A 23014-nucleotide genomic window follows, 5' to 3' on the forward strand; every position below is an offset into this window, starting at 1 on the left:
CGTGCACGACCCCGCGGTGGCGTTCCGGCGGGCGTTCGCCTCCGAGCCGGACGGGGTGTGGGCGGCCCCCGGGCGCATCAACCTCATCGGCGAACACACGGACTACAACGACGGCTTCGCCCTCCCCATCGCGCTGCCGCACACCCTCACCGTGGCCGCCGCGCGCCGCTCGGACGGCCGGGTCCGGATGCGCTCGCGGGAGTTCCCGGACACCTTCGAGGCCCGTACGGCCGACCTCTCCCCCGGGACGGTGCCGGGCTGGGCCGCCTACCCGGCGGGGGCGCTGTGGGCCCTGGCCGAGGAGGGGTACGGGATCGGCGGGATGGACCTGCTCGTGGAGAGCTCCGTCCCGGCGGGGGCAGGGCTGTCGACGTCGGCGGCGGTGTGCTGCGCGACGGTCCTGGCGGCCACCGGCCTGTACCCGCCGGGCACCGACCCGGCCGGAGTGGCGAGGCTGGCGCAGCGCGCGGAGAACGCGTTCGTGGGCATGCCCTGCGGGATCATGGACCAGTCCGCGGTGATGCTCGCCACCGAGGGGCACGCGCTGTCCCTGGACTGCCGTTCGCTGGAGACCGGGCAGGTGCCGTTCGACCCGTCCGCCCACGGGTTGGCGCTGCTGGTGGTGGACACCCGGGCGCCGCGCCGTCTGGTGGAGGGGGCCTACGCCGAGCGTCGGCGCTCCTGTGAGGAGGCCGCCCGAGCCCTGGGGGTGCGGGCGCTGCGCGACGTGACCGTCGAAGAGCTGCCGCGGGCCCTCGACACCCTGACCGACCCCGTGACACGCCGCCGCCTACGGCACGTGGTCACCGAGAACGCCCGGGTCCTGGAGACCGCCGCGCTGTTCCGGGCCGGGCGCCCACGGGAGGCGGGCCCGCTGTTCACCGCCTCCCACGTCTCGCTGCGCGACGACTTCGAGGTGAGTGTGCCCGAGGTGGACACCGCGGTGGAGGCCGCCCTGGCGTCGGGTGCGCTGGGCGCGCGGATCACCGGCGGAGGGTTCGGGGGCTGCGTCGTCGCGCTGGTGGACGCCGAGCTCGCGCGGGACTGCGGGGAGGCGGTGCGCGCGGCCTTCGGCGAACGGGGGTACACCGCCCCGGCGGTCTTCGCGGCGCCGCCGTCGTCGGGCGCCCGCCGCCTGGCCTGAACCGGGTCGGGGCAGGGGCGGGACCGGCCGCGGACGGCGGACGGCGGCGGGTAGGCGCCCGAAAGGCGGTCCAGACCCCCTAGACCAGGTACGACCTGAGTCGGGCGGCGTCGACCTCCCTGCCGACCTCGCGGTACAGGCGCTCGGCCTCCACCAGGTGGTCCCTCCAGTTCCGTTCCCCCGCCAGCTGGGTCACCCCCGCCAGCACCTCCCGGACACGCGCCACCTGCACGGTGTGGCCCCGCGACTCGAACCCGGCCAGGGAGAGCTCCAGCTCGCCCCGGGCCTCCTCGCCACGGCGCTTGCCGTTGAGCGCGCGCCCCCGCTCCAACCGGACCCGGGCCACGTTGACCTCGGCCTCCTCCCCGCCGCTCTCCGGCGCCGTGAACACCTCCAGCGCCGCGTCCAGCCGCTCGAGGGCGTGGTCGAAACGGCCCAGCGTCACCAGGGACCGGCCGCGCAGGAGGTCCAGCACGGCCGCGCCGTGAGGAAGGTCGTCCGTACCCCGCAACGGTTCCACCAGGTCGAACAGGTCCAGAGCCTCCTGGTCGCGCCGGTCCCGCTGGGCGACCACGCCCCGGCCCTCGAGGGAGGCGGCCCTGGCTCGGTCGTCGCCGTCGGCCTCCGCCAGCATGAGGGAGGCGACGAACTCCGCGTCCGCCCCCACCAGGTCGCCCGTGTCGAGCAGGGCCAGCCCCAGGAGGTGGTGCAGCCACGCCTCCAGGCCGGTGTCGCCGAGCGCCCGCGCCGCGCTCAGCCCCGCTTCGAGGAGTTCGCGGGAACCGTGCCCGGTGCCGGCGCCGGGGCCCGCGGCGACGCGCGGGATCGGCCCGACCCCGTACCCGGCGCCACGGGCACGGGACCACAGGGCGGGCATGTGGGTGCGCATCCACGCACTGGCGTCCTGCGGCCCCACGAAGCCGCGCAGGAGCGGACCGGCGTTGTCAGGAGTGTCCTTCATCTGGTCGGTGTCCACGGGTTGGCCCCCTTCATGGCGAACACGCGCACCGGTCGGGGCCCGCGCCGCGCCCTCGCGTACGTTCTCCGACCCGGTGGACGCTACGCCGCCGGTGCCCGCGCTGATCGAACCCGCCCAGTGCTCACGAGTGCCCATGATGGTCGAGACCGGAGGAATTCACCAGGAGTTTCACGGCTCCACGGGGCCCGCCCGACGCCGCCCTCCCCAGAGGAAAGCCCGCCTCACCTGCGGCGACGACGAAGGGGCCCGTCGCGGCCCGCGTCCGGACCTGGCCACGTCGACCGATCCGGTGATCGCGGGAGCGCCCGTCCCCGGCGACGACGAGGGGCCGGGGGCTTGCCGCGCCCGCGCCCCTGGGTCAGGGTTGCTGGGACGGAAGCCCGCACCGGACCACCGGGAGGCGGCACGACTGGCACGGAGGCCTCATGGGAGTGCGGTTCGGACTGTTCGGTACGGGGTTCTGGGCGGCCGAGACCCATGGTGCGGCGCTGGCCGCTCACCCCGGCGCCACCCTGGCCGGGGTGTGGGGGCGTGACACCGCCAAGGCCGAGGAGCTGGCCCGCGTCCTCGGCACCAGGCCTTACGCGGACGTGGACGCACTGCTCGCCGACGTCGACGCCGTCGCGATCGCCCTCCCGCCGGACGTCCAGGGCGACCTCGCCCTGCGCGCGGCCCGCGCGGGTAGGCACCTGCTACTGGACAAACCGCTCGCCCTGACCGTCGAGGCGGCCGACGCGATCGTCACCGAGACCCGTGGCCGAGGCCTGGCCTCCGTCGTCTTCTTCACCAGCCGGTTCTCGGAGTCCGTGAACGACTTCCTCCGCCGGGCCGCCGACGACGGCGGCTGGGACGGGGTGCGCGCGACCCTGTTCGCGTCGATCTTCCAGCCGGGCAACCCCTACGGAGCCTCCCCCTGGCGCCGGGAACGGGGCGGGCTGTGGGACGTGGGCCCGCACGTGCTCTCGGTGGTCCTGCCCGTCCTGGGGCCGGTCGAGGAGGTCACGGCGGTCAGGGGCCCACGGGACAGCGTGCACGTGCTCACCCGGCACCGGGACGGCGCGGTCGGCTCCCTCTCGGTGACCCTGGACGCCGCTCCGGAGTCGGGGGCGTTCTCGGTGGACCTGCACGGCGAACACGGGTGGCGGTCGGTCCCGGGCGGCGACCGGAGCGCGGTCGAGGCCTACGGTTCGGCGGTCGACCGCCTGCTGGCGCAGATCGCGGACGGCCCCGGGGACCCGTGCGACGTGCGGTTCGGCCGGGAGGTGGTGGCCGTCCTCGCGGCGGCGGAGTCCTCGGCCGACTCCGGCCGTGCGGTGCGCACGGCCGAGGCCACCGGGACGGGCCCGGTGGCCTGGGAGTGAGGCGTCGAACGTCGGGTCAGGCCGTACTGGCGTTCTTGGAGTACATGCCGTCCGCGAGGTACACGATGACCGCGGCGACCAGTACCTGAACGATCAGCACGAACAACCAGAACCCGGTGAAGAGGCTCGCGATCCAGCCTCCGACGAAGGCGGCGACGATACCCAACAGGAGGGTCAACCAGATGGGCAGGTGCTGCTTACCGGGAACAACGAGACGTCCGAGCGCACCGATGATCAGACCAACAATGATCGCGGTGATGATTCCAGTGATCTCCACGAGGCCTCCCCATTTAGACGCGTTCTCCCTGTTCCCGGTGGGTGCTTGGTAACACGGACCCCGACAGAGGTTTTGCCACGATTTGTGTTCTTCGCACATTTCACGGCCGTCTTCACGCGCAGGAGCACGTACGGCCTGGACTGTCGGGAATACAACGATCGGCAGAGGGCAGGACTCCGTCTGTCGACGTCGAGAGAAGCCCTCGCATGCCCCCTCCTGACGATGAAGGCCCACGGATGGAACGGACCGCTCCCACGGTGTCGTCCGCCGACCGCGTGAGCGGCACGGTGGTACAGGTCGGCACCGTGCGGGGTTCGGTCACCCTGCCCGGCGAGCCGCGCACACCCGTGCCCCGGCAGCTTCCGGCCCCTCCCCGGCTGTTCACCGACCGCGAGGCCGAGTTCCGGAGCCTGGAGGAGCTCCTCGGGGAGGTCGCCGCAGGCAGCGGCGGTCGGACCGCCGTGCTCACCGGGACCGGCGGGGTGGGCAAGACCGCCCTCGCCACGCGCTTCCTCGACCAGACCAGCCCCGCCTTCCCCGACGGCGCGCTCTATGCCGACCTGCTCGGGTTCACCGAGGAGGGACCGGCCGACCCCTCCGACGTCCTGGACGCCTTCCTCCGGGCCCTGGGCGCCGACCCCGCCACGATCCCCCAGGAGTTCTCCGCACGCGCGGCCGCCTTCCGCAGCCACACCCACGGGCGGCGGATCGCGGTCCTGCTCGACAACGCGCTGTCGGAGGCACAGGTCCGCGCCCTCACTCCCGGACAGGGGGCGCACCTGGTCATCGTGACCACCCGGCTGCGGATGCCCGGCCTCGGACTGGACGGGGCGACCCTCCTGGACGTGCGGCCCCTGGGCCAGGACGCCGCCGTCGACCTGGTCTCCCGCATGCTCGGCGACGACCGCGCGCGTTCCGAGCCCGCGTCCGCCCGACAGCTGGTGTCCCTGTGCGGGCGCCTCCCGCTCGCGTTGCGCGCCGCCGTCAGCGGTCTGGCGCTCCGCCCCCACCAGCCCCTGAGCCGCCTGGTGACCCGCCTCAACGGCGAGAAGCGGCGCCTGGCCGAGCTCAGCCACGACAGGGAGCAGTCCGTGAACACGGTCCTCACCACCTCGTACGAACCGTTACCCGAACCCGCACGCCGCCTGTACCGTCTGCTCGGCCTGGCCCCTGGGCGGGACGTCACCGCCGAGGCCGCCGCCGCTCTGCTCGACCGCGACGCCGCCGAGGCCGAGGACCTGCTCGTCGAGCTGGTCACCGCCAACCTGCTGGAGGAGACCACGGGTGGGCGGTTCAGCCAGCACGACCTGGTCCGCCTGCACGCCCGCGCCCTGGCGGAGGCGGAAGAGGACGAGTCGCGCACCGCGTCCACCGCCGCCCTGGACCGGCTGCTGGAGTACTACCTGACCACCACCGCGGCGGCCGACCGTGCCCTGAACCCCGACCGCTGGCACCTGGCCCCCGTCTTCGACCGGGCGCCAGAACGCGCGTTCGCGTCCCGGGAGGCGGCCCTGGGGTGGCTGGAATCCGAACTGGAGGTGCTGCGGGCCACCGTGCGGTTCTGCGCGGCGACCGGCAGACACGCCACGTGCTGGCAACTGTGCGAGGCGCTGTTCAGCTTCTTCGTCCTCCGCAAACACCTGCTCGTGTGGCGGGAGGTCGCCCAGGCCGGGCTGGCCTCGGCCCGCTCCCTCGGCGACCCGCGGGCGCAGGCCAGAACGCTCTCCATACGGGCGATCCAGCACCTCCATGCGCAGGAACCGGACCAGGCCAGAGATCTCCAGCGCCAGGCCCTGGACCTGTGGCGGACGGTCGGCCACTCCCTCGGGGAGGCCGCGTCGTTGGAGGGCCTCGGTGTGTGCGAACTCGCCCGCGGGAGGCCCGCCGACGCCCGCGGCCACTTCGAGAGCGCCCTCGCCATCCACACCAGGCTCGGCAGGAACCGGGGCATCGCGCTGATGCTGCGCAGACTCGGCGAGGTCAGCCGGGACCTACGGGACCACAGCAGCGCGGTGGTCTACTTCGAGGGCGCGCTCGACTTCTTCACCGAGACCGAGGAACCCTACGTCAGGGCCGTGGTCCTGAACGGGCTGGCCGCCACCCACGCGGCGGCGGCCGAACCCGTGCGGACACGTCGGGTGTTGGAGGAGGTCCTGCGCCTCAGTGACCGGATCGGGGCGAGGGCGGAGAGAGCCGGGGCCCTGGTCGTGCTCGCCGACCTCGCCGAGACCGGAGGACGGCTCGACGAGGCCCGCGAACGGCTCAGCGAAGCGCTGACCATCTACACCGAGCTGTCGTCCCCCCTAGCCGCACGGACACGGTCGAGACTGGACCGGCCTCCGTACGCGTGAGCAGGCTGACCGCGCCCGCTCGGACGGCCGCGACGACGGCGTCGCGACCGCCCCACTCCTTCGGCCAGGAGCAGGCGAGCGCGGCGACCGCCTCCGCCGTGGGCCGGTCCGGGAGTCGAAGCGGTCCGGGGACGCCGCGCAGGTACACGGCCGCTTCCTCCCCGAGGTCGACGGCGGCCCGTGAGCCGGGCAGCGAGGCCAGCGGGGCGAAGGCGTGCCCGGTCTCTCGGACGCCCGCGAGGGTTTCGCCTCCCCCGCCTCCGGCGACGATCACGACGACGTCGGCGGCGTGCAGCCAACGGGTGGGAACTCCCGGCACCAGCGGGACGGCCAGGTGCGCGCCGAGCCGCCGCTGACAGCCGCCCTCCCGCACCAGGCTCACATGACACCGGCGAACCCGGCCACGTCCGGTACTCACGCCGCCCTCCTCTCGTCGCTCCGGCCCCATCGGGGACGGTCGGTCACGAACTCGGGGCACCGCAGCGGGTCGAGACGGGCGGGCCCCATGGGCTTCGGCAGGCGCATCATGCCGTACATGAGGCGCCGCAGAAGCTCGGCCGAGCGCCCGGGGGCGGAGGTCAGCCGCGCGTGGACCCTCTCGGCGTCCTCCGGCCGCCACCGCTCGGCGGCCTCCTCGATCTGCCTCCAGACCGGCACGTCGTCCCGGTAGTGCGGGGCCAGCCGGTGGAGGAGTTCCGGGGTCGAGTCGGGAGCGATCACGGACACGCCCCCGGCGAGGAGCGGCGAGGCGCCCAGCCCGGTCGCGTACGCGGTGACCGATCCGGGGTCGCCCACGACAGAGTCAGCGGCGACCAGGAGGCCGAGCCAGGGCGACCCGGGCGCGAGGACGCGCAGTCCCCGACGCCGCGCCCCGGCGAGCCAGCCGAGCACCTGGCGGGGGCCGTGCCCCCACCAGATGCCGGGGTGCAGGATCAGGGCGGTGACGTACCCGCGCGGGGTCCCGGCCACCAACTCGTCCACGAGGTCGAGGTTCCTGCCCAGCACCCCCGAGGGCCCCCAGGTGCTGGTGACCACCACCAGGCGCTGATCCGTCCCGACCCCCAGGGCACGCCGGAACGACTCCCGCTCGGGACGTGCGGACAGCGCCCGGTCGTAACAGGGGTCGCCGACCTCGTGGATGATCTCCGCCGTTTCGGGGAGGGCGGCGACCAACCTCGCTCTCTGGTCCCGGTGGGCGATGGCGATCGCGGACACGGCCAGACGCCCGTACTTGGCGAGAGCACCGGCGACGGCTCCGCCCACGGGCCGAGCCACCTCGGGACCGTAGCCGTTTCCGCGCTCCGGGTGCCGGGAGAACCCGGTGCCGTGCGGCAGCACCAACACCGGAGCCCTGACCTGCTCCAACTGGCCATGATTGGCTGCGACCGCGAGAGCGTAGTCGAAGGAGGCGGCCTCCTCCCAGGGCAGAACGGCCGCGTCCAACCTCCGCATGAACGCTCGACCGCTCGACTCGAACTGCGAGCCAGGCGCGAGCGTCCAGACCACCTGCACCCGACGGTCGGTCTCCACCAGGGGCCCCAGAAAGTCGAGGAGCCTGTCTCCGCTCGCCTGACTGTGTACGACGGCCAGGACCACTCGCGCGGGACGCACGGTCAGCGGATAGACCGGCCCCGTGTCACCCCGCACCCAAGATCTGCTCATTTCGCTCCTTCAGACATTTTTTGCCTTGACAGAACCAACAATGAGCCATATGCCTGGTCGAATGCTTGATGTCCGCTTTCTATATCCTTGCGAGCCCTTGCGCCGTTCTTACGCACCCCTCAAGAGTCGTTCGCGCGACCAACGCGGTCAACTCCTGACTCCTGACGTCACCCCACTTGCTGTCCAGGGCGAAGGAGCGAACAACACGACCAACCAAGGCAACCGCTACGGACACGAACGAGAGTCCCATCTTCACGAAGGCAGCCAACAGGATTTTTGGCCGCAAAAAAGAGGCCGCAGAGTCTCTGCGACCGCATGACAACCGGAACAATACCGATCTGACGTGAGAGATGTGCTTAAATAACGGACTAATCTGAAATCATTGCATCAGACACCGGGCATGCCAAAGCTGGTGCTTGCTTCGAGTTTGAGAATAATAGGAGGTAGATGGCGTGTTCGCAGCGGCTCGAGCAGCTGGATCGCGTGTCTCCAGTAGGTCCTCGCCGTCTCCTCGTCACCCTCCAGACGGCGTAGGTCACCCAGACGGTTCCACGCCAGCCCCTCGTCCAGAGGCGACGCCGTGGCCCGCGCTTCCTCCCTCGCCGCCTGGTAGCGCATCCGGGCTGACGACAGACGCCCCTGGGCAACGAGAGCATCGCCCAACACATTGAGTATCTGGGGAACGAGGCTGGCAATACCCAAGGTCCTCAGCCGGTGCAAGGCACTCTCCAGAATCCGCTCCGCCTCGCCTGCCCTCCCCAGCGCCACGAGAGACAGACACAGTGCGCTCTCGTTGTTGAGTTCGGCTGGGGTGGCTCCCATCGACCGAAAGCCCTCACGGGCCGCCAGACAGTACTCGAGGGCTTCCTCCTGACGATCCAGGTAGTAGGCGATCATCCCCAGGTTGTGCAGAGCCTGCGTGGCACCAAAGAGGTCGCCCAAGCTACGGAAAATGTCCAGTGCCTGTTCGCAGGACTCCCTCGCCTTGCGGTGGTAGCCGGGTTCGAAACTGGTCCGGGCGGCACCCATCAGCGCGGCGGCCTCCATCCTGCGGTCACCCAGGGTCCGGCAGAGTGGCAACGCCTGCGCGTAGGCCGCCCGCGCGGCATCGAAGTCCCCGGCCTCGTTGTGGAGGCTGCCGATGTGAGTGAGCACCCGTATCTGACCGGACGGATCTCCCAGGCGCCGGAACTCCGAAAGAGAGAACAGGTAGTGCCCCATCGCCTCCACCGGACTACTCTCCTGAGCGCGCAGCCTTCCGAGTCGTGCCCGCGCGTAGGCCACTCCCAGGTCGTTTCCAGCCCGGCCCCAGAAGGCGATGGCCGCTTCGAGGTCGTCGACCGCCTCCGCGTCGGTCAGGTTGTTGCGCACACAACCGAGTTCGTACAGGGCGTGCGCGAGACCGGCCACCGAATCCAGGTCGCGCCAGGCCCCCACCGCGTCCTCCAGGAACCGCTCCGCCCGGTCCCAGGGCCCCGCGTTGTCCAGCAGTCCGGCCATCGCCAGCGGCATGCGGGCGGCGTGCTCGACGAACCCGTTCCGCCGCGCGTGGCCCAGGACCGCCTCCACGGTGGGGAAGACGGAGGTGAACCAGTCGTTGGCCTGCTTGGGTTCCAGGAGCCGGGGCAGGGAGGTGCTGAACGGCGGCGGGCCCCACAGCCGGTAGCGCCCGGGTTGGACCACGCGGTCCGCGTGGTCCAGGGCCGCCAGGTAGTGGTCGAGGAAGCGACCCATGACGGCCCTGCGTTCGCCGTCCGACATCACCTCACGGGCCCGCAGGGCGGCGAAGTCCCGCAGTGAGTCGTGCACCCGGAACCGGCCGGGGCTGACCTCCTCCACCAGGTGGTGGTCCAGGAGTTCCTCGATGGAGGACTCCATCTCCTCCCAGTAGCCGACCGCGGCCGCGGCGGCGTAGTCGGTCACCACCGAGGTGGGGTGGAGCCCGAGGCACAGGAAGGTCCGCTGGGCCGGGGCGCTGAGCTCGTCGAAGGAAAGGGCGAACACGGTGGACACCCCGCGCATCAGGGTGCGGGCCGCGCCCCGCGCGCTGTCGTTCATCTGGTCAGCGAAGTACGCCGGGGTCCACGAGGTGTGGCTCTGGAGGTATCCGGCCCCCACCCGCAGGGCGATGGGCAGGTTCCACATCTGCTCCACGGCCCGGTCCATCCCCTCCGTCTCCGGGGCGAGACCGGTGAAGGCGGCGAACATCCGCACCGCCTCCTCCGGCTCCGGGGAGTCCAGCCTGATCCGCTGGGCCCCCTCCAGGTCCAGCAGGATCTGCCGACTCGTCACGATCACGACGCTGCCGGGCGTGCCGGGAACGAGGGGGCCCACCTGTCCGCGCTTCGCGTCGTCCATGACCAGCAGTGCGCGTCGGCCCATGAGACGGTCGTGCCAGAGTGCCAGCCGCGCCTCGGGTTCGCGCGGGATGCGCTCCCCCGGGACGCCCATCATGAGCAGCAGGCTGAAGAGGGCCTGCTGAGGGCTGACCCCGCGCAGGTCGATGTGGAGCCGGACGTCGAACTCGTCCCGGAGCAGGTGGGCCACGTGTGTGGCGAGGGTGGTCTTCCCGACCCCGCCCATCCCCGAGACGACCTGGACGATCGTGGAGGCGTTTCCCGCCCTGGCCCGTTCCAGCAGCAGGGAGACCTCCTTCTCCCTGCCCACGAACAGCGGGGTGCCCGCGCGCAGGGTGTCGTGGGTCCGCGGGCGGCCGTCCCTCCAGAGCGGGTTCCCCTCGCCCTCGCGCGGAGGAGGTACGCGGATCGGCTCGTCCGCGCCCTCGACGAGTCGCTGGAAGAGCGCCCGGGTCTCCTGGTTGGGCTCGACCCCCTCCTCGTCCCTGCGGCGGTCGCGTAGCGCGTTGTACTCCGCGATCCCCTCGGCGGTGCGCCCCGTGGCGGCCAGGGCGCGCATGCGCAGGTAGACGAACCTCTCCTCCCTGGAGCCCTCTTCCAGCCGGGACAGGACCTCGTCGTGGGCACCGAGCTCGAGCTGGGTCTGGGCCCACAGCACCAGCATGCGGGCGCGATCGGCCCGCATGCGGGACCGTGTCGCCTCGACCCAGGGCCCGTCGAGTTCGGTGAGGGGTTCTCCCTGCCAGAGGCCCAGGGCCCGGTCGAGGAGCAGGACCGCCTCCGCCCGGGCGCCCTCGCGTGCGCACCGCCTGGCGCGTTCGGCCCAGGCTCTCGCCCGGTGCCAGTCGACGTCCTCCGGCGCGATGCGGAGCTGGTAGCCGTGGGCGCGGCTGGCGATCTCGGCGTCGGCGCCCGCCTCTCGCAGACGGCGGCGCACCCTGCTGACGTGGGAGTGCAGGCTGCCGCGCACAGACGCGGGCGCGCGACGTCCCCACACCGTCTCGATCAGAGTCGACGCGGACACGATCCTTCCGGCGGACTCCGCCAGGATCGCGAGGATCAGGCTCTCCTTGGGGGTACCCGTTTCCACCGGTCGGTTCGCGACCAGCAGCTGTGGGCCCGGGGTCAGAATTCGTAGGTCCAACCTGTCACCACCCAGCTCCGAACCATCATGACATCCACAATTACGGACTGCCAAGACTATTGATTCGGACATCAGCAACAGACCCACTATGAACAGCGACTATGCGAATCAACTCATCAAAGTCGAGGACGATGTGTACAACACACATCAGACCCACTAGCATTCACGCCGAGCGTGCACGAGAATGGAACACGAGCGAATTCACATTCCTCTGCACAATCCCTCGCACGTGCATCGGGCGTCGCATCGGGACGAAGGTCCCATGCAGAAGCGGGCCCAGGACGCCGTGGTGGCGTCCCGGGCCCCGCCCCGGAAACGACGGGTGCCGTGTCGAACCCCGCTCGACACGGCACCCCCGGCCCCGCCCCCTGAGGGGTGCGGCCGTTCCGACCTCAGGAGGTGTGGCGGCGCGGAGTCCGAATCCGCGCCCACAGGCTCCGGGAACCCTCACGCGTCAGGGCGAGCAGCCGCTCGTCCCGGGCGACACGCTCCATCTCGGCGCGGTGGAGGTCGGCGGTCCGCGCGATCAGGTCGGCGTGCATGGTGTTCTCCTTCGGGTGGGTCCCCGGGGCGTTCTCCCCGACTGACTCCAGACTCGCGCTGAGGCCCCCGCGCGCACATCGGCAGAGTTCGGTAGATCCGGACCGGCCGGGCACCTTAGACGTCCTCGGGGGTACCTCAGACCCCGCCCCCGGTACCTCAGGGCTCGGTCGAACTGGGGACCCGCACGCCGGGTCGGGACCTCGTCGGACGTCTCGCCTCACGCGTCCTGGGCTGATTCGCCCGGGGTTCTGCCGTCCGCATAAGGCCACCGGACCCCCTCCCCCAGCCCCCTCCCGCGACGTAGGCTCGAAGGGTCGGGACACGGCGAACACGGGGAGGCACCGATGTCCGAAGCGGTCCTGCGCGAGCTGGACCGGGCCCGCGAGGGCGACCGGTCCCGTGCGCGCCAGGAGGAACCCCTGATGCGCGATCTCATCGGCGAGCTTCTGCGCCGCACCCGTGTGGAACAGGGACGCACCCTGCGCGAGGTGGCCGAGGACGCCCAGGTGTCCCTGCCCTACCTGTCGGAGGTCGAGCGCGGCCGCAAGGAGGCCTCCTCCGAGGTACTCGCCGCCATCTACCGATCCCTCGGGCTGAGCATCATCGACGTCCTCGGTGAACTCCACCGGCGCACCCTCATCGTCCGGTACGGGGCCGTCACACAGCGCCCGACACCCGTGCCACCACCGGCCGTCACCAACTCCACCGTCGAGGTCTCCGGCAGAGTCCCCCTGGGTGGGGCCTCCTTCGGCACGCTCCGCGCGGCGCCCGCCCGGCACCTCCGCAACCCGGTGGTATCGCTCGCGGCCTGAACCACTCCCGGGTGAAAACCTGTCGGCGTTGACCAGCTCCAGCGAGAGCGACCTTCGCCGACCTCCTCGGCGTCGACCGCCCCTGGCCATCGACCGGGCCCTGCCACAGGGGCTCCGTCCGCCTGGACCCTCAAGTTGACGTCGCCTGGCATCCCTGAAGGAGAGGAGAGACATGAGCGATCTGTCCCCCGAGGAGCGACGCTTCTACGCCGACTCCCCCACGACCGTCCTCTACGACATCTTCGCCGACACCGCCACCCGGCTCAGCGGCAAGTACGTCGCCCTGTCCGACCACGCCTCCAACCCGACTGAACGGGACCGGTGGTGGAAGAAGGTCCTCGAACTCAAGGCCGCGCGCAGAGTGGTCGACCCCCGTGACCGCGATGCCCTCATCGCCCACACCAGAAGGTGGCAGGCCGAAGTCCAGCGGCTACAGGACGGGTGACCATGTCCACCCATTACCTGACAGACGTCGATCTGAAGCAACGCTTCGACAGCAGGGTCCGGGACTACGTCTTCGACGGGTACACACCCGGCGACGCACCCGTTCTCGTCCTTCTGGGCGCCCAACCCGCCGCTGGAAAGTCCCAGGCCCAAGCCGATATCGCCCGTGAGCACCCGCAGATCGTCACGCTGACCGGGGACGAACTACGCCAGTTCCATCCCCACTACGACGCACTCATGGAGCACGACCCCCTCGCCATGCCCGACGCCACCGCTCAGGCCTCGGGCGCCTGGGTGGGGATGAGCATCGACCACGCCCGCCAGCACGGATACAGCCTCCTGCTCGAAGGAACCTTCCGTGACCCCGACATGACCATGGACACCGCCCGCGAGTTCGCCGAATCCGGCTACCGGGTCCACGTGGTCGCCCTGGGAGTCAACGAACGTGTCAGCCGACTGGACTCCGTCAACCGCTACCTCTCCCCCGGCCCGGGCGCCAACCGGTGGACCCCCGCCACCGCCCACGACCTGGGCTACCGGATGAGCCCCCACACCATCCAGGCGGCCGAGGAGAGCCCCCACATCCACCGCGTCACCGTCACCGACCGCACCGGCCAGGTCCTGTTCACCAACACCCGCACCCCCGACGGCGACTGGGACGGCCCCACGGGAGCCCGGAACGCCCTCCTGGCCGCTCGCGATCGCCCCCTGCCCACGGACGAGGCCCGCAGATGGTTGTCCCGGCGCGAGGACCACACCGCGGCCCTCATCCGCCGTGGCGATCTGGGGCCCACCACCCAACCGACCATGGAGAGGCTGCACGCCGACGCCGACACCGTGGTCCGGCAGGCGTGGCCCGCTCCCGAGGACGTCTAGCTCCTCGGCCCGGAACTGCCACACGCACCCGCCGGACCCGCCTCAGGCAGCGGAGGTGCCGACCTGCCGGGTGGTGACGACCCCGTCCACCAGCCCGTACTCCTGGGCTTGGTGGGCGGTGAAGATCTTGTCCCGGTCGGTGTCGGCCCGCAGTCGCTCCTGGGTCTGGCCGGTGTGCCGTGACAGGATCTCCTCCACCTGGGACCGGACCCGCAGGATCTCGGCGGCCTGGATCTCCAGGTCGGCCGCCTCGCCCCGCCCCTCCGTGGACGGCTGGTGCAGCAGGACCCGCGCGTGTTCCAGGGCCGACCGCTTGCCCGGGGCCCCGGCGGCCAACAGCACCGCGGCGGCGGAGGCCGCCTGCCCCATGCAGACCGTGGCCACGTCCGCCCGGACGAAGCGCATCGTGTCGTAGATGGCCGTCAAGGCCGTGTTGGACCCTCCCGGCGAGTTGATGTAAAGCTGGATGTCGAGGTCGGGGCTCTCGTAGTCGAGGTGGAGCATCTGGGCCATGACCACGTTGGCCACGTCGTCGTCGATCGGTGTGCCCAGGAAGATGATCCGCTCGGACAGCAGCCTGCTGAACACGTCGGACGAGCGCTCACCGTTGGGGGTGCGCTGGACGACCATCGGCACCGTGTAGCGCCCGCTCATCTGGAACCTCCCCCCCGCGCCCCGAACCCGGTCTGGCCCCGGCCCAGGCGCATGACGCCCTCCATCTGGTCGACCGAGTCGACCACGTGGTCGACGAACCCGTAGTCGCGCGCCTCCTCGGCGGTGAACCAGGCGTCCCGGTGCTGGTCGGCGGCGATGGTGTCCTCGCTCTGACCGCTGTGCCGGGCGATGAGGCGGATCATCGTGCGCTTGGTGTGCGCCAGGTTCTCCGCCTGGATGGCGATGTCGGCCGCGGTGCCGCCGAGCCCGCCGGACGGCTGGTGCATCATGATCCGCGCGTGCGGCAGGCTGTACCGCTTGCCGGGCGCCCCCGTGCAGGCCAGGAACTGCCCCATGCTCGCGGCGAACCCCATCACCAGGGTGGACACGTCGTTGGGGACGAAGTTCATGGTGTCGTAGATGGCGAGCCCGGCGGAGACCACGCCCCCGGGGCTGTTGATGGCCAGGGTGATGTCGCGGTGCGGGTCCTCGTCCGCCAGGAGCAGGAGCTGGGCGCACACGCGGTTGGCGCTGTCCTCGTCGACCTGGGTGCCCAGCAGGACGATCCGGTTCCGCAGCAGCCGTGCCGCGAGTTGGTCGTCGAAGTTCCCGCTCGGCGGGTGGTCCGCGACGAGCGTCGAGTGTGTCGGCATGAGCCCTCCTCGGTCCGGCCGCTGAGGGGCGGAGCACGCGTCCGCTCCGGCCGGTCATCCCAGCCTGGGCCGGGGAGGGCATCGGTCTCCACCTTTTCGGCCCGGGGCAGATCTGCCACGGGCAGAGGGCCGCCGGAGGCGACTCCCCTCAGGTGTCGTCTATGGCCTCGCGCAGGTCGCGTAGGACGTCGAGGACGACCGGGCGCAGGGAGGGCCTTATGGCGTCGAAGACCTGCCGCTGTTTGCGCTCCATGTACTTGCGCCGTTCGGCCAGGACCCGCTCGCCCTCCTCCGTGATGGTGACCACGGTGCTGCGTTCGTCACGTTCTGAGCGGCGCCGGGCCATCATCCCCTTGCGTTCGAGCTGCTGGATCATGCGCGTGGCCGAGGGCGACGACACGCCGACGATGTGGGCAACCGCACCGACACTCGGGTTGTCCATGCCGCGTACCGCTTCCATCAGCAAGGACTGTGTCAAGGTGAGTTCCTCTGCACCGCGATGCCCGTGCCCGCCCCGAGAGCGGGCGTGCAGCGCCGCGTTGATCAGCTCGGTCCACACTCGCTGAAACTCCTCGAGTTCCGCGGCACGGGGTTCGGAGTGTTCCTGCTGATCAGAACAGGGCTCAGGGGTCTCGTCGGGCACGAAACGGTCCTCGCAGGGTGGGCAGGGGCACGGGTCCTCGACCCGCGCGGAGGTTTGACGTTTGTGTAGTCTAGCTATTAAATAGCTTGCGCACGCAAGTTCAAGTTAATCCATGCCCCCACATAGTGGTCGCGACACCCGCCCATCACACCGGTTGTGGCGGAGTTGTGTGCTGCGGGGGCGCGGACGTCCGCCCGAACCCTCGGGTGGGCCCGGACCGGTCCGGGAGGGGCGCATTGACAACAGTGCTGGTCGCGCATTTCATCACAGCTGCGGTCGCACCGTTACTGGTGCGCCTCTGGGGCCGTAACGGCTTCTACGCGCTCGCGATCGTTCCGGGTCTGGCCACCGTGTGGGCCCTCCTCCAGCTCCCGGCCGTCCTCGACGGTCAGAGCCTCTCCGAGTCCGTCGCGTGGGCACCGCAGTTCTCGCTCCGCCTCGGCCTCCACATGGACGCCCTCGGCCTGGTCATGACGCTCATCGCCGCGGGCGTGGGCACGCTGATCCTGATCTACTGCGCGCGTTACTTCAACGACTCCGAACCCGGTCTCGGGCGTTTCGCCGGTGTGTTCGTCGCCTTCGCCGGGGCCATGCTCGGCCTCGTGCTGGCCGACGACCTCATCCAGCTCTTCATCTACTGGGAGCTGACCACGGTCTTCTCCTACCTTCTCGTCGGCCACAACGCCGAGATGAAGGAGAGCCGCCGGGCGGCGATGACGGCCCTGACCGTCACCACCTTCGGCGGTCTGGCGATGCTCGTCGGCATGATCATGCTCGGCGAGACCGCCGGGACCTACGTGATCTCCGAGATCGTCGCCGACCCGCCCGCCGCGGGAGCGGTCGTCACCTCGGCCCTGGTGCTGATCATGATCGGCGCCATGTCCAAGTCGGCGCTGTTCCCGTTCAGCCTCTGGCTGCCCGCGGCCATGCAGGCTCCCACGCCGGTCTCCGGCTACCTGCACGCCGCGGCGATGGTCAAGGCCGGCGTCTACCTGGTCGCCCGCCTCACCCCGGCCTTCGGCGACGTCCCCGTCTGGCAGGGCATGGCCCTGTTCTTCGGCGTGCTCACCATGGTCCTCGCCGGGTGGAAGGCCCTGCGCCAGTACGACCTCAAGCTCGTCCTGGCCTACGGCACCATCAGCCAGCTCGGCTTCCTCATCGCCCTGCTGGGGACCGGCACCCGCGCCGCGGCGCTGGCCGGTCTGGCCATGCTGGTCGCGCACTCGCTGTTCAAGGCCCCCCTGTTCCTCGTCGTCGGCATCATCGACCACAGCACGAAGACACGGGACCTGCGCGAGCTGTCCGGCCTGCGCCAGTCCATGCCCACCACCTACTGGATCACGATCGTGGCCCTGGCCTCCATGGCCGGGCTGCCGCCCACCGCGGGTTTCGCCGCCAAGGAACTGGCCTTCGGCGCCTACACGCACGGCGGCACGCTCGACACCGTGATCCTGACCGGCCTGGTCGTGGGGTCGACCCTCACGGTCGCCTACAGCCTCCGCTTCCTGTGGGGCGCCTTCTTCGACAAGGAGGGCGTCCAGCCCACCCCGGTCCACGCCCCCGGTGCGCTCTTCCTCGCCCCGGCCGTGGTCCTGGCCGCGCTGAGCCTGTTCGGCGGTCTCCTCTCCTACTGGGCCGACCCGCTCTTCGCGATCTACGCCGACACGGTCCCGATGGGCGAGCACGAGAGCTACCAGAGCTACCTGGCCCTGTGGCACGGCTGGGAGCTGCCGGTCCTGCTGTCCGCGATCTGCGTGGTCGGCGGCCTCGTGCTCTTCACCTTCCGCAACCGGGTCGCGTGGCTGGGCACCCGTCTGGCCTTCGTCAACCCCGAGCGCAACTACCGGCGGATGCTCGCCGGGCTGGAGAACCTCGCCCTCCAGGTCACCGGCAGCACCCAGCGCGGTTCGCTCCCGGTCTACCTCGGCACGATCCTGATCGTCCTGGTCGTGGCGGCCGGAATCCCGATGATCACCGGGCGCATCTGGGCGGGGCCACAGCCCGAGCTGCGGCTCTGGGACACCCCGGTCCAGATCATCCCGGCCCTGATCATCGTCATCACCTGCCTGTTCATCCTGTTCGTGCGGCGCCGCCTGTTCGCGGTGATCCTCGTCGGCATGGGCGGGTACGGCGTGGCCGCGCTGTACTTCCTCCAGGGCGCCCCGGACATCGCGCTCACCCAGTTCCTCGTCGAGACCGTCAGCCTGGTGGTCTTCGTCCTGGTACTGCGCCGCTTCCCGTCGCACTTCTCGGCCCCGGCGCTCAAGGGCCGCCGGATCTGGAACATGACGATCGGTGTGGCCACGGGTCTGATGGTGGCCACGATGACGTGGTTCGCCCTGGCTGGACGCCTGGAGCCCTCGATCTCCGAGGGGTACCCCGAGGCGGCCAAGGAGGCCGGCGGCTACAACATCATCTCGGTGCTGCTGGTCGACGTCCGCGCCTGGGACACCATGGGTGAGATCTCGGTGCTCGCCGCCGCGGCCGCCGGTGTCGCCAGCCTGATGTTCGTCCGGCGCAGGGCCCAGCCGCGCAAGGCCCCCGGCGGCGTGATGGCGCTCTCGGTCACCAAGCCCCCGGAGCCCGCCAACGGGCACGGGCGCGTCGACCTGGGCGACCTGCGCGTCGCACCGCCGAACATGCACGTGAAGCCGCAGTGGAACCGGACCTGGCTCCCGGGCGCCGACAGTCTGCCCACCGAGCGCCGGTCGCTGATCTTCGAGGTGGTCTCGCGCTTCCTCTTCCCGGTGATCATGGCGATCTCGCTGTACCTGATGCTCACCGGCCACACCGACATCGGCGGCGGTTTCGCCGGTGGCATCGTGGCGGGTCTGGCGTTCATCGTCCGCTACCTCGCCGGTGGCCGGTTCGAGCTGTACGCCACGGCGTGGGTGCAGCCCGGCGCCCTGATCGGCGCGGGTCTGGCGATCGCCACCGGTGTGGCGATCGGCGGAGCGATCTTCGGCGGCGACGTGCTCGCCGGAGCCGACTTCTACGTCAACCTCGGAATCCTGGGCAGCCCGCACATCACGGTGTCGCTGTTCTTCGACATCGGCGTGTACCTGCTGGTGATCGGTCTGATCCTGGACATCCTGCGCAGCCTCGGCGCCCGCATCGACGAACAGATCGAACGGGACGCCGCGCACACGGAGGAGGGCTCCGACTCCGGAACCACCGCCCGCGCTGAGGAGGTCACCTCGTGAGCGAGTCACCCAGTCTGACCCTCGTCATCGTCATCGGCGTCCTCGTCGCGGTCGGTGTCGTGCTCCTGCTGGAGCGCAGCCTCACCCGGGTGCTGTTGGGCTTCATCGTCATGAGCAACGGCGTCAATCTGATGATCCTGGCCATGGCCGGGAAGGCCGGCGGCCCGCCGGTGCTGTGGTTCACGCCGACCAGCGACGAGATGACCGATCCGCTGCCGCAGGCGATGATCCTCACGGCGATCGTCATCACCCTCGGCATCACGGCCTTCCTGCTGGCCCTTGCCTATCGGAGCTGGCAGCTGGAGGGCAACGACGAGGTCCAGGACGACGCCGAGGACCTGCGGATCGTCCAGGGCGAGGGCCGCCGCGCCGTACGGCAGCGGTTCCTCCAGGAGCGGCGGCGGCTGCGAGCGGACATCCGCCGCCAGCGCGCCGAGCTCCAGGCGACCATCGCCGCGGCCGACGCCCAGGAGCTGGCCGAGCAGGCCCGCATCAAGGCGGAGATCGCGGCGGCCCAGGCCGAGCTGGCCCGGTTCGAGGTCGAGGCCGAGGACGGCCGGGGCGACGAGTACTCCGAGGAGACCGTGCGCCGCCTGACCGACCGTCAGCAGAGCATGGTCAACCAGGTCACGGAGTTGCGCGGCCGTATCCGGCTGGGCCGTAAGCGACTGCGCGAGCACCGGCGGGCCGACCGCGCCGCCGAACGCGAGCTGTGGCGCGAGCTGCGCCGCCGTATCCGTTCGCAGCGGCGCCAGGCGAGCCAGACCATGCGCGCCGAGCGGGAACGCCTGGCTCGCGCGGAGGACAGCGATCTGCAAGGGAACGACTGACCATGGGATGGGACTACTTCGCCGGAATCCTCCACTACCTCATTCCCCTGCCGGTGGTGTTGCCGCTCTTCGCGGCCGGGGTCAAGCTGGCCCTCGGCATCCGCTGGCCCCGCGTCCAGCAGTGGCTGAGCGTCATCACCCTGACGCTGGTGCTGGTGACCGGCGCCGCGCTGATGGTGGGCGCCGACATGTTCGGTCCCCAGGCCGTGCAGGTGGGCGGCTGGGAGACGCCGATCGGCATCACGCTGGTGGCCGACCGGTTGTCGGCGCTGATGGTGACGGTGTCGGCGGCCATCACGCTCGCGGTGCTGGTCTACTCGATCGGCCAGGGCATGGCGGGCAAGGCCGAGGTCGCGCCGCTGTCGGTGTACCAGCCGACCTACCTGATCCTGGTGGCCGGTGTCTCCAACGCCTTCCTCGCAGGTGACCTGTTCAACCTGTACGTCGGCTTCGAGATCCTGCTGACCGCCAGCTACGTGCTGCTGACCCTCGGCGGCACCCAGTCGCGGATGCGGGCGGGCGCCATCTACGTGGTGGTCTCGCTGGTGTCCTCGGTGCTGTTCCTGATCGCCATCGCGCTGATCTTCGGCGCGACCGGCACGGTGAACATGGCCCAGCTGGGCGAGCGCCTCCCCGAGATCTCCACGGAGCTGGCGCTGGTCCTGGAGGTCATCCTGGTGATGGCCTTCGGCATCAAGGCGGCGGTGTTCCCGCTGGCTGCCTGGCTGCCCGACTCGTACCCGACCGCTCCGGCACCGGTCACGGCCGTGTTCGCGGGCCTGTTGACCAAGGTCGGCGTGTACGCGATCATCCGGGCCGAGACGCTCATGTTCCCCGGCACGCAGCTCAACGAGATGCTCATGTGGGTGGCCCTGGCCACGATGATCATGGGCATCCTGGGCGCCGTGGCACAGACGGACATCAAGCGTCTGCTGTCGTTCACCCTGATCAGCCATATCGGGTACATGGTGTTCGGTGTGGCGTTGGGCAGCACGCTCGGCATGGCGGGCGCGGTGTTCTACATCGCGCACCACATCACCGTGCAGACCACGCTGTTCCTGGTCACCGGTCTGATCGAACGCCGGGGCGGGTCGACCTCCCTCGACCACCTCGGCGGGCTGGCCAAGATCGCGCCGATGCTGGCGATCCTGTTCTTCATCCCCGCGATGAACCTGGGCGGCATCCCGCCGCTGTCGGGCTTCCTGGGCAAGATCGGCCTGATCCAGGCCGGTGTGGAGGCGGGCACCCCGCTGGCCTACACGCTGGTGGGCGCGTCGGTCCTGACCAGCCTGCTCACGCTGTACGTGATCGCCCGGGTGTGGAACTACGCGTTCTGGCGGACCCCGTCCGAGGGCATGGTGGCCGAGCCCGGCACCGTGCTGGACGACTCCGAGGCCGACGACACCTCGACGGCGGCGCTCGGCCCGTCGGGTGAGGCGGTCGGCCCGTCGTCGCGGCTCAGCGACACCACGACCGCGGCCGCCCCGGTGGTGACCTCGGTGATCCTGCCCAAGAGCATGGTCGGCGCCACGATCGCGCTCGTCGCCTTCGGGTTGGCCATGACCGTGTTCGCCGGTCCGCTCATCGCCTACTCCTCCGAGGCCGCGGTCGAGCTGATGGCGCAGACTCCCTACATCGAGGCGGTCCTCGGGGTCGGAGGTTCCCAGTGAACGACTTGCAGGCCAGGAAGAAGCAGGGCGTCCGGGCGTTCCGGCACCGGTTGGGGAAGGTGCAGATCCCGGTCGCGCTGGGCATGACCGTGGTCTGGATGCTGCTCTTCGACGGTTTCCAGCCGCGCACGGAGTCGTTGGGGGTCGCACTCCTCGGCTTCACGGTGTCCGTGGCGATCATGATGGTCTTCCCGCTGCCGCCCATCGTGCCGGGCTTCCGGTTCTGGCCGGTACAGGGCGTGCGGATGTTCTTCTACGTCCTGGGGAAGATGGCCGTCGCCAGCTTCCAGGTGACCACCCAGGTGTTCCGGCCCGGCCCGCCGGTAAAGAGTTCGGTGGTGGCGGTGCGTCTGCGCACCGACTCCGACCTCATGCTGGTGTGCACCGCCATCACCGTCTCGGTGATCCCCGGCAGTGTGATCGTCGAGGTCGCCCAGCCCGAACACGTGCTGTACGTGCACGTGTTGGGCGCGGAGAGCGAGGACGAGGCGGAGCAGGCCAAGACGGACATCCTCAACCTGGAGGAGCGCATCGTGCGCGGACTCGGGACCCGTGAGAACATCGCCGATCTGGAGGCCGCCCTGGCCGCCGGGAAGGGGAACACGTGAGCGCGCTGTGGGTGATCGTCGCCGTCCTGCTCGGGGTGGCCGCGCTGCTGTGCACCGCCCGGCTCCTGCTGGGCCCGAGCATCCTGGACCGGGCGCTGTCCGTGGACGTCCTCCTGGCGTCTGCGCTGACCGGGCTGGGCGCCTACGCGGCGTTCTTCCGGGACCCCACGATCCTGCCGATCCTGCTGGTGCTGTCGCTGCTGGGCTTCGTCGGGTCGATCAGCATCTCCAAGTTCGTCGCCCGTCGTCCCGAGGAGCACGCCCGCCCGGAGGACACCATCCACCCGGGCACCACGGGGGAAGGGGAGAGCCGTGAGTGACCAGCTCGTCAACGTCCTGGACTGGATCGCGATCATGTGCCTCCTGGCGGGGGCGCTGCTGTCCCTGGTGGCGGCGGTCGGCCTGATCCGCTTCCCGGACCTGCTCTCGCGTATGCACGCCGCCGCCAAGCCGCAGGTGTTGGGCCTGCTGTTGGTGCTGGTGGGGATCGCGCTGCGGCTCGTCCCGCAGGAGGAGACCGGCACGTTCAGTATCGGCACGCTGATCCTGGTGGGCCTGTTCCAGGTGGTGACCGTGCCGGTGGCCGGGCACATCGCCGCCCGGGTGGGCTACCGGACCGGCCGTATCCGCGAGGACCTCGTGGTCACCGACGAACTGGCGGACCGTCTGGACACCAAGCGCCGCGCCGAGGCCGCCCAGAAGAGCGGTGGCAGCACCGCGTAGGGCGCGCGCCGACGTGTGACCGGGGCCGGGGGAGGTGTTCCCCCGGCCCCGGCGTCGTCGCGGGGCTGGTCGCCGGTTTC

Annotated in this window: 20 protein-coding genes and 1 pseudogene; 12 read left to right on the plus strand and 9 right to left on the minus strand. The window is 70.7% G+C overall.

The genetic code is table 11. The annotated features are described in order from the left end of the window. Position 1 precedes the first annotated feature (1 nt). Positions 2-1144 (plus strand): galactokinase, encoded by a 1143-nt coding sequence (galK, locus tag ACFYL4_RS24080; protein WP_387521284.1) that lies wholly within the window; start codon positions 2-4, stop codon positions 1142-1144. 79 nt (positions 1145-1223) lie between these two features. Here the strand turns inward: galK and ACFYL4_RS24085 are convergent, their stop codons facing one another. Continuing rightward, positions 1224-2120 carry a hypothetical protein gene (locus ACFYL4_RS24085; protein ID WP_387521287.1) on the minus strand — a complete coding sequence of 299 codons (897 nt, stop codon included), beginning with the start codon at positions 2118-2120 and terminating at the stop codon, positions 1224-1226. 428 nt (positions 2121-2548) lie between these two features. Here ACFYL4_RS24085 and ACFYL4_RS24090 point away from each other — a divergent pair, with 428 nt between their 5' ends. Then, entirely contained in the window at positions 2549-3484 is a 936-nt protein-coding gene (locus ACFYL4_RS24090) for a Gfo/Idh/MocA family protein (RefSeq protein ID WP_387521290.1), read from the plus strand. Positions 3485-3500: 16 nt separating this feature from the next. Here the strand turns inward: ACFYL4_RS24090 and ACFYL4_RS24095 are convergent, their stop codons facing one another. After that, positions 3501-3761 carry a GlsB/YeaQ/YmgE family stress response membrane protein gene (locus ACFYL4_RS24095; protein WP_357759960.1) on the minus strand — a complete coding sequence of 87 codons (261 nt, stop codon included), beginning with the start codon at positions 3759-3761 and terminating at the stop codon, positions 3501-3503. 236 nt (positions 3762-3997) lie between these two features. Between ACFYL4_RS24095 and ACFYL4_RS24100 the strand changes: the two genes are divergently transcribed. Further along, positions 3998-6112 (plus strand): tetratricopeptide repeat protein, encoded by a 2115-nt coding sequence (locus ACFYL4_RS24100; RefSeq protein ID WP_387521292.1) that lies wholly within the window; start codon positions 3998-4000, stop codon positions 6110-6112. Here the strand turns inward: ACFYL4_RS24100 and ACFYL4_RS24105 are convergent. The 4 genes from ACFYL4_RS24105 to ACFYL4_RS24120 form a co-directional block, all read right to left on the minus strand. Further along, the gene (locus ACFYL4_RS24105) at positions 6024-6530 is read right to left on the minus strand and encodes a hypothetical protein (protein WP_387521294.1); all 507 of its coding nucleotides are present in this window, start codon (positions 6528-6530) and stop codon (positions 6024-6026) included. The genes ACFYL4_RS24100 and ACFYL4_RS24105 overlap by 89 nt on opposite strands. Next, entirely contained in the window at positions 6527-7774 is a 1248-nt protein-coding gene (locus ACFYL4_RS24110; protein ID WP_387521296.1) for a hypothetical protein, read from the minus strand. The genes ACFYL4_RS24105 and ACFYL4_RS24110 overlap by 4 nt, the downstream gene beginning before the upstream one ends. 387 nt (positions 7775-8161) lie before the next feature. Beyond that, positions 8162-11275, minus strand: a complete 3114-nt coding sequence (locus ACFYL4_RS24115) for a BTAD domain-containing putative transcriptional regulator (RefSeq protein ID WP_387521299.1) — start codon at positions 11273-11275, stop codon at positions 8162-8164. Between the two features lie 392 nt (positions 11276-11667). After that, the gene (locus ACFYL4_RS24120) at positions 11668-11817 is read right to left on the minus strand and encodes a hypothetical protein (RefSeq protein WP_357759976.1); all 150 of its coding nucleotides are present in this window, start codon (positions 11815-11817) and stop codon (positions 11668-11670) included. Between the two features lie 345 nt (positions 11818-12162). Here ACFYL4_RS24120 and ACFYL4_RS24125 point away from each other — a divergent pair. The 3 genes and pseudogenes from ACFYL4_RS24125 to ACFYL4_RS24135 all read left to right on the plus strand — a co-directional run. Beyond that, positions 12163-12486, plus strand: a pseudogene (locus tag ACFYL4_RS24125) (helix-turn-helix domain-containing protein); the annotation flags it as partial. A gap of 316 nt (positions 12487-12802) precedes the next feature. Then, positions 12803-13075, plus strand: coding sequence for a hypothetical protein (locus ACFYL4_RS24130; protein WP_387521302.1), 273 nt, complete (start codon positions 12803-12805; stop codon positions 13073-13075). A 2-nt stretch (positions 13076-13077) separates the two neighbouring features. Beyond that, positions 13078-13950 carry a zeta toxin family protein gene (locus ACFYL4_RS24135; RefSeq protein ID WP_387521305.1) on the plus strand — a complete coding sequence of 291 codons (873 nt, stop codon included), beginning with the start codon at positions 13078-13080 and terminating at the stop codon, positions 13948-13950. Positions 13951-13992: 42 nt separating this feature from the next. On the opposite strand, the gene ACFYL4_RS24140 is transcribed toward ACFYL4_RS24135, so the two are convergent. From ACFYL4_RS24140 to ACFYL4_RS24150, 3 genes are all read right to left on the minus strand, one after another. After that, a complete protein-coding gene (locus ACFYL4_RS24140; protein ID WP_387521307.1) occupies positions 13993-14604 on the minus strand; it encodes a ClpP family protease in 612 nt (203 codons plus the stop codon). After that, positions 14601-15257 carry a ClpP family protease gene (locus ACFYL4_RS24145; RefSeq protein ID WP_387521310.1) on the minus strand — a complete coding sequence of 219 codons (657 nt, stop codon included), beginning with the start codon at positions 15255-15257 and terminating at the stop codon, positions 14601-14603. The genes ACFYL4_RS24140 and ACFYL4_RS24145 overlap by 4 nt, the downstream gene beginning before the upstream one ends. A gap of 148 nt (positions 15258-15405) precedes the next feature. Further along, complete coding sequence (locus tag ACFYL4_RS24150) at positions 15406-15900, minus strand: MarR family winged helix-turn-helix transcriptional regulator (protein ID WP_357759992.1); 495 nt, start codon at positions 15898-15900, stop codon at positions 15406-15408. Between the two features lie 245 nt (positions 15901-16145). On the opposite strand from ACFYL4_RS24150, the gene ACFYL4_RS24155 reads away from it, so the two are divergent. Genes ACFYL4_RS24155 through mnhG form a run of 6 tightly spaced genes read left to right on the plus strand, consistent with a single transcriptional unit; the run spans position 16146 to position 22934 of the window. After that, complete coding sequence (locus ACFYL4_RS24155) at positions 16146-19103, plus strand: Na+/H+ antiporter subunit A (RefSeq protein WP_387521344.1); 2958 nt, start codon at positions 16146-16148, stop codon at positions 19101-19103. Beyond that, positions 19100-19933: a Na(+)/H(+) antiporter subunit C gene (locus tag ACFYL4_RS24160; RefSeq protein ID WP_357759995.1), complete on the plus strand. Its 834-nt coding sequence runs from the start codon at positions 19100-19102 to the stop codon at positions 19931-19933. The genes ACFYL4_RS24155 and ACFYL4_RS24160 overlap by 4 nt, the downstream gene beginning before the upstream one ends. A 2-nt stretch (positions 19934-19935) precedes the next feature. Beyond that, the gene (locus ACFYL4_RS24165) at positions 19936-21603 is read left to right on the plus strand and encodes a Na+/H+ antiporter subunit D (RefSeq protein ID WP_357759998.1); all 1668 of its coding nucleotides are present in this window, start codon (positions 19936-19938) and stop codon (positions 21601-21603) included. Then, positions 21600-22211, plus strand: a complete 612-nt coding sequence (locus ACFYL4_RS24170; protein WP_357760001.1) for a Na+/H+ antiporter subunit E — start codon at positions 21600-21602, stop codon at positions 22209-22211. The genes ACFYL4_RS24165 and ACFYL4_RS24170 overlap by 4 nt, the downstream gene beginning before the upstream one ends. Next, on the plus strand, positions 22208-22531 hold the full coding sequence (locus ACFYL4_RS24175) for a monovalent cation/H+ antiporter complex subunit F (RefSeq protein ID WP_357760004.1): 324 nt from the start codon (positions 22208-22210) through the stop codon (positions 22529-22531). The genes ACFYL4_RS24170 and ACFYL4_RS24175 overlap by 4 nt, the downstream gene beginning before the upstream one ends. Next, the gene (mnhG, locus tag ACFYL4_RS24180; RefSeq protein WP_357760007.1) at positions 22524-22934 is read left to right on the plus strand and encodes a monovalent cation/H(+) antiporter subunit G; all 411 of its coding nucleotides are present in this window, start codon (positions 22524-22526) and stop codon (positions 22932-22934) included. Before ACFYL4_RS24175 ends, mnhG begins: the two co-directional genes overlap by 8 nt. The last annotated feature ends 80 nt before the right edge of the window (positions 22935-23014 follow it).

This window comes from Nocardiopsis sp. NPDC006938 (assembly GCF_042869555.1).
Taxonomy (GTDB): Bacteria; Actinomycetota; Actinomycetes; order Streptosporangiales; family Streptosporangiaceae; genus Nocardiopsis.

What these genes read in the sequence shown, in the direction of transcription:
- ACFYL4_RS24090 (WP_387521290.1), top strand. Translation starts at nt 2,549, where the DNA reads ATGGGAGTGCGGTTCGGACTGTTCGGTACGGGGTTCTGGGCGGCCGAG.
- ACFYL4_RS24100 (WP_387521292.1), top strand. Translation starts at nt 3,998, where the DNA reads ATGGAACGGACCGCTCCCACGGTGTCGTCCGCCGACCGCGTGAGCGGC.
- ACFYL4_RS24110 (WP_387521296.1), bottom strand. Translation starts at nt 7,774, where the DNA reads ATGAGCAGATCTTGGGTGCGGGGTGACACGGGGCCGGTCTATCCGCTG.
- ACFYL4_RS24120 (WP_357759976.1), bottom strand. Translation starts at nt 11,817, where the DNA reads ATGCACGCCGACCTGATCGCGCGGACCGCCGACCTCCACCGCGCCGAG.
- ACFYL4_RS24130 (WP_387521302.1), top strand. Translation starts at nt 12,803, where the DNA reads ATGAGCGATCTGTCCCCCGAGGAGCGACGCTTCTACGCCGACTCCCCC.
- ACFYL4_RS24135 (WP_387521305.1), top strand. Translation starts at nt 13,078, where the DNA reads ATGTCCACCCATTACCTGACAGACGTCGATCTGAAGCAACGCTTCGAC.
- ACFYL4_RS24140 (WP_387521307.1), bottom strand. Translation starts at nt 14,604, where the DNA reads ATGAGCGGGCGCTACACGGTGCCGATGGTCGTCCAGCGCACCCCCAAC.
- ACFYL4_RS24145 (WP_387521310.1), bottom strand. Translation starts at nt 15,257, where the DNA reads ATGCCGACACACTCGACGCTCGTCGCGGACCACCCGCCGAGCGGGAAC.
- ACFYL4_RS24165 (WP_357759998.1), top strand. Translation starts at nt 19,936, where the DNA reads ATGGGATGGGACTACTTCGCCGGAATCCTCCACTACCTCATTCCCCTG.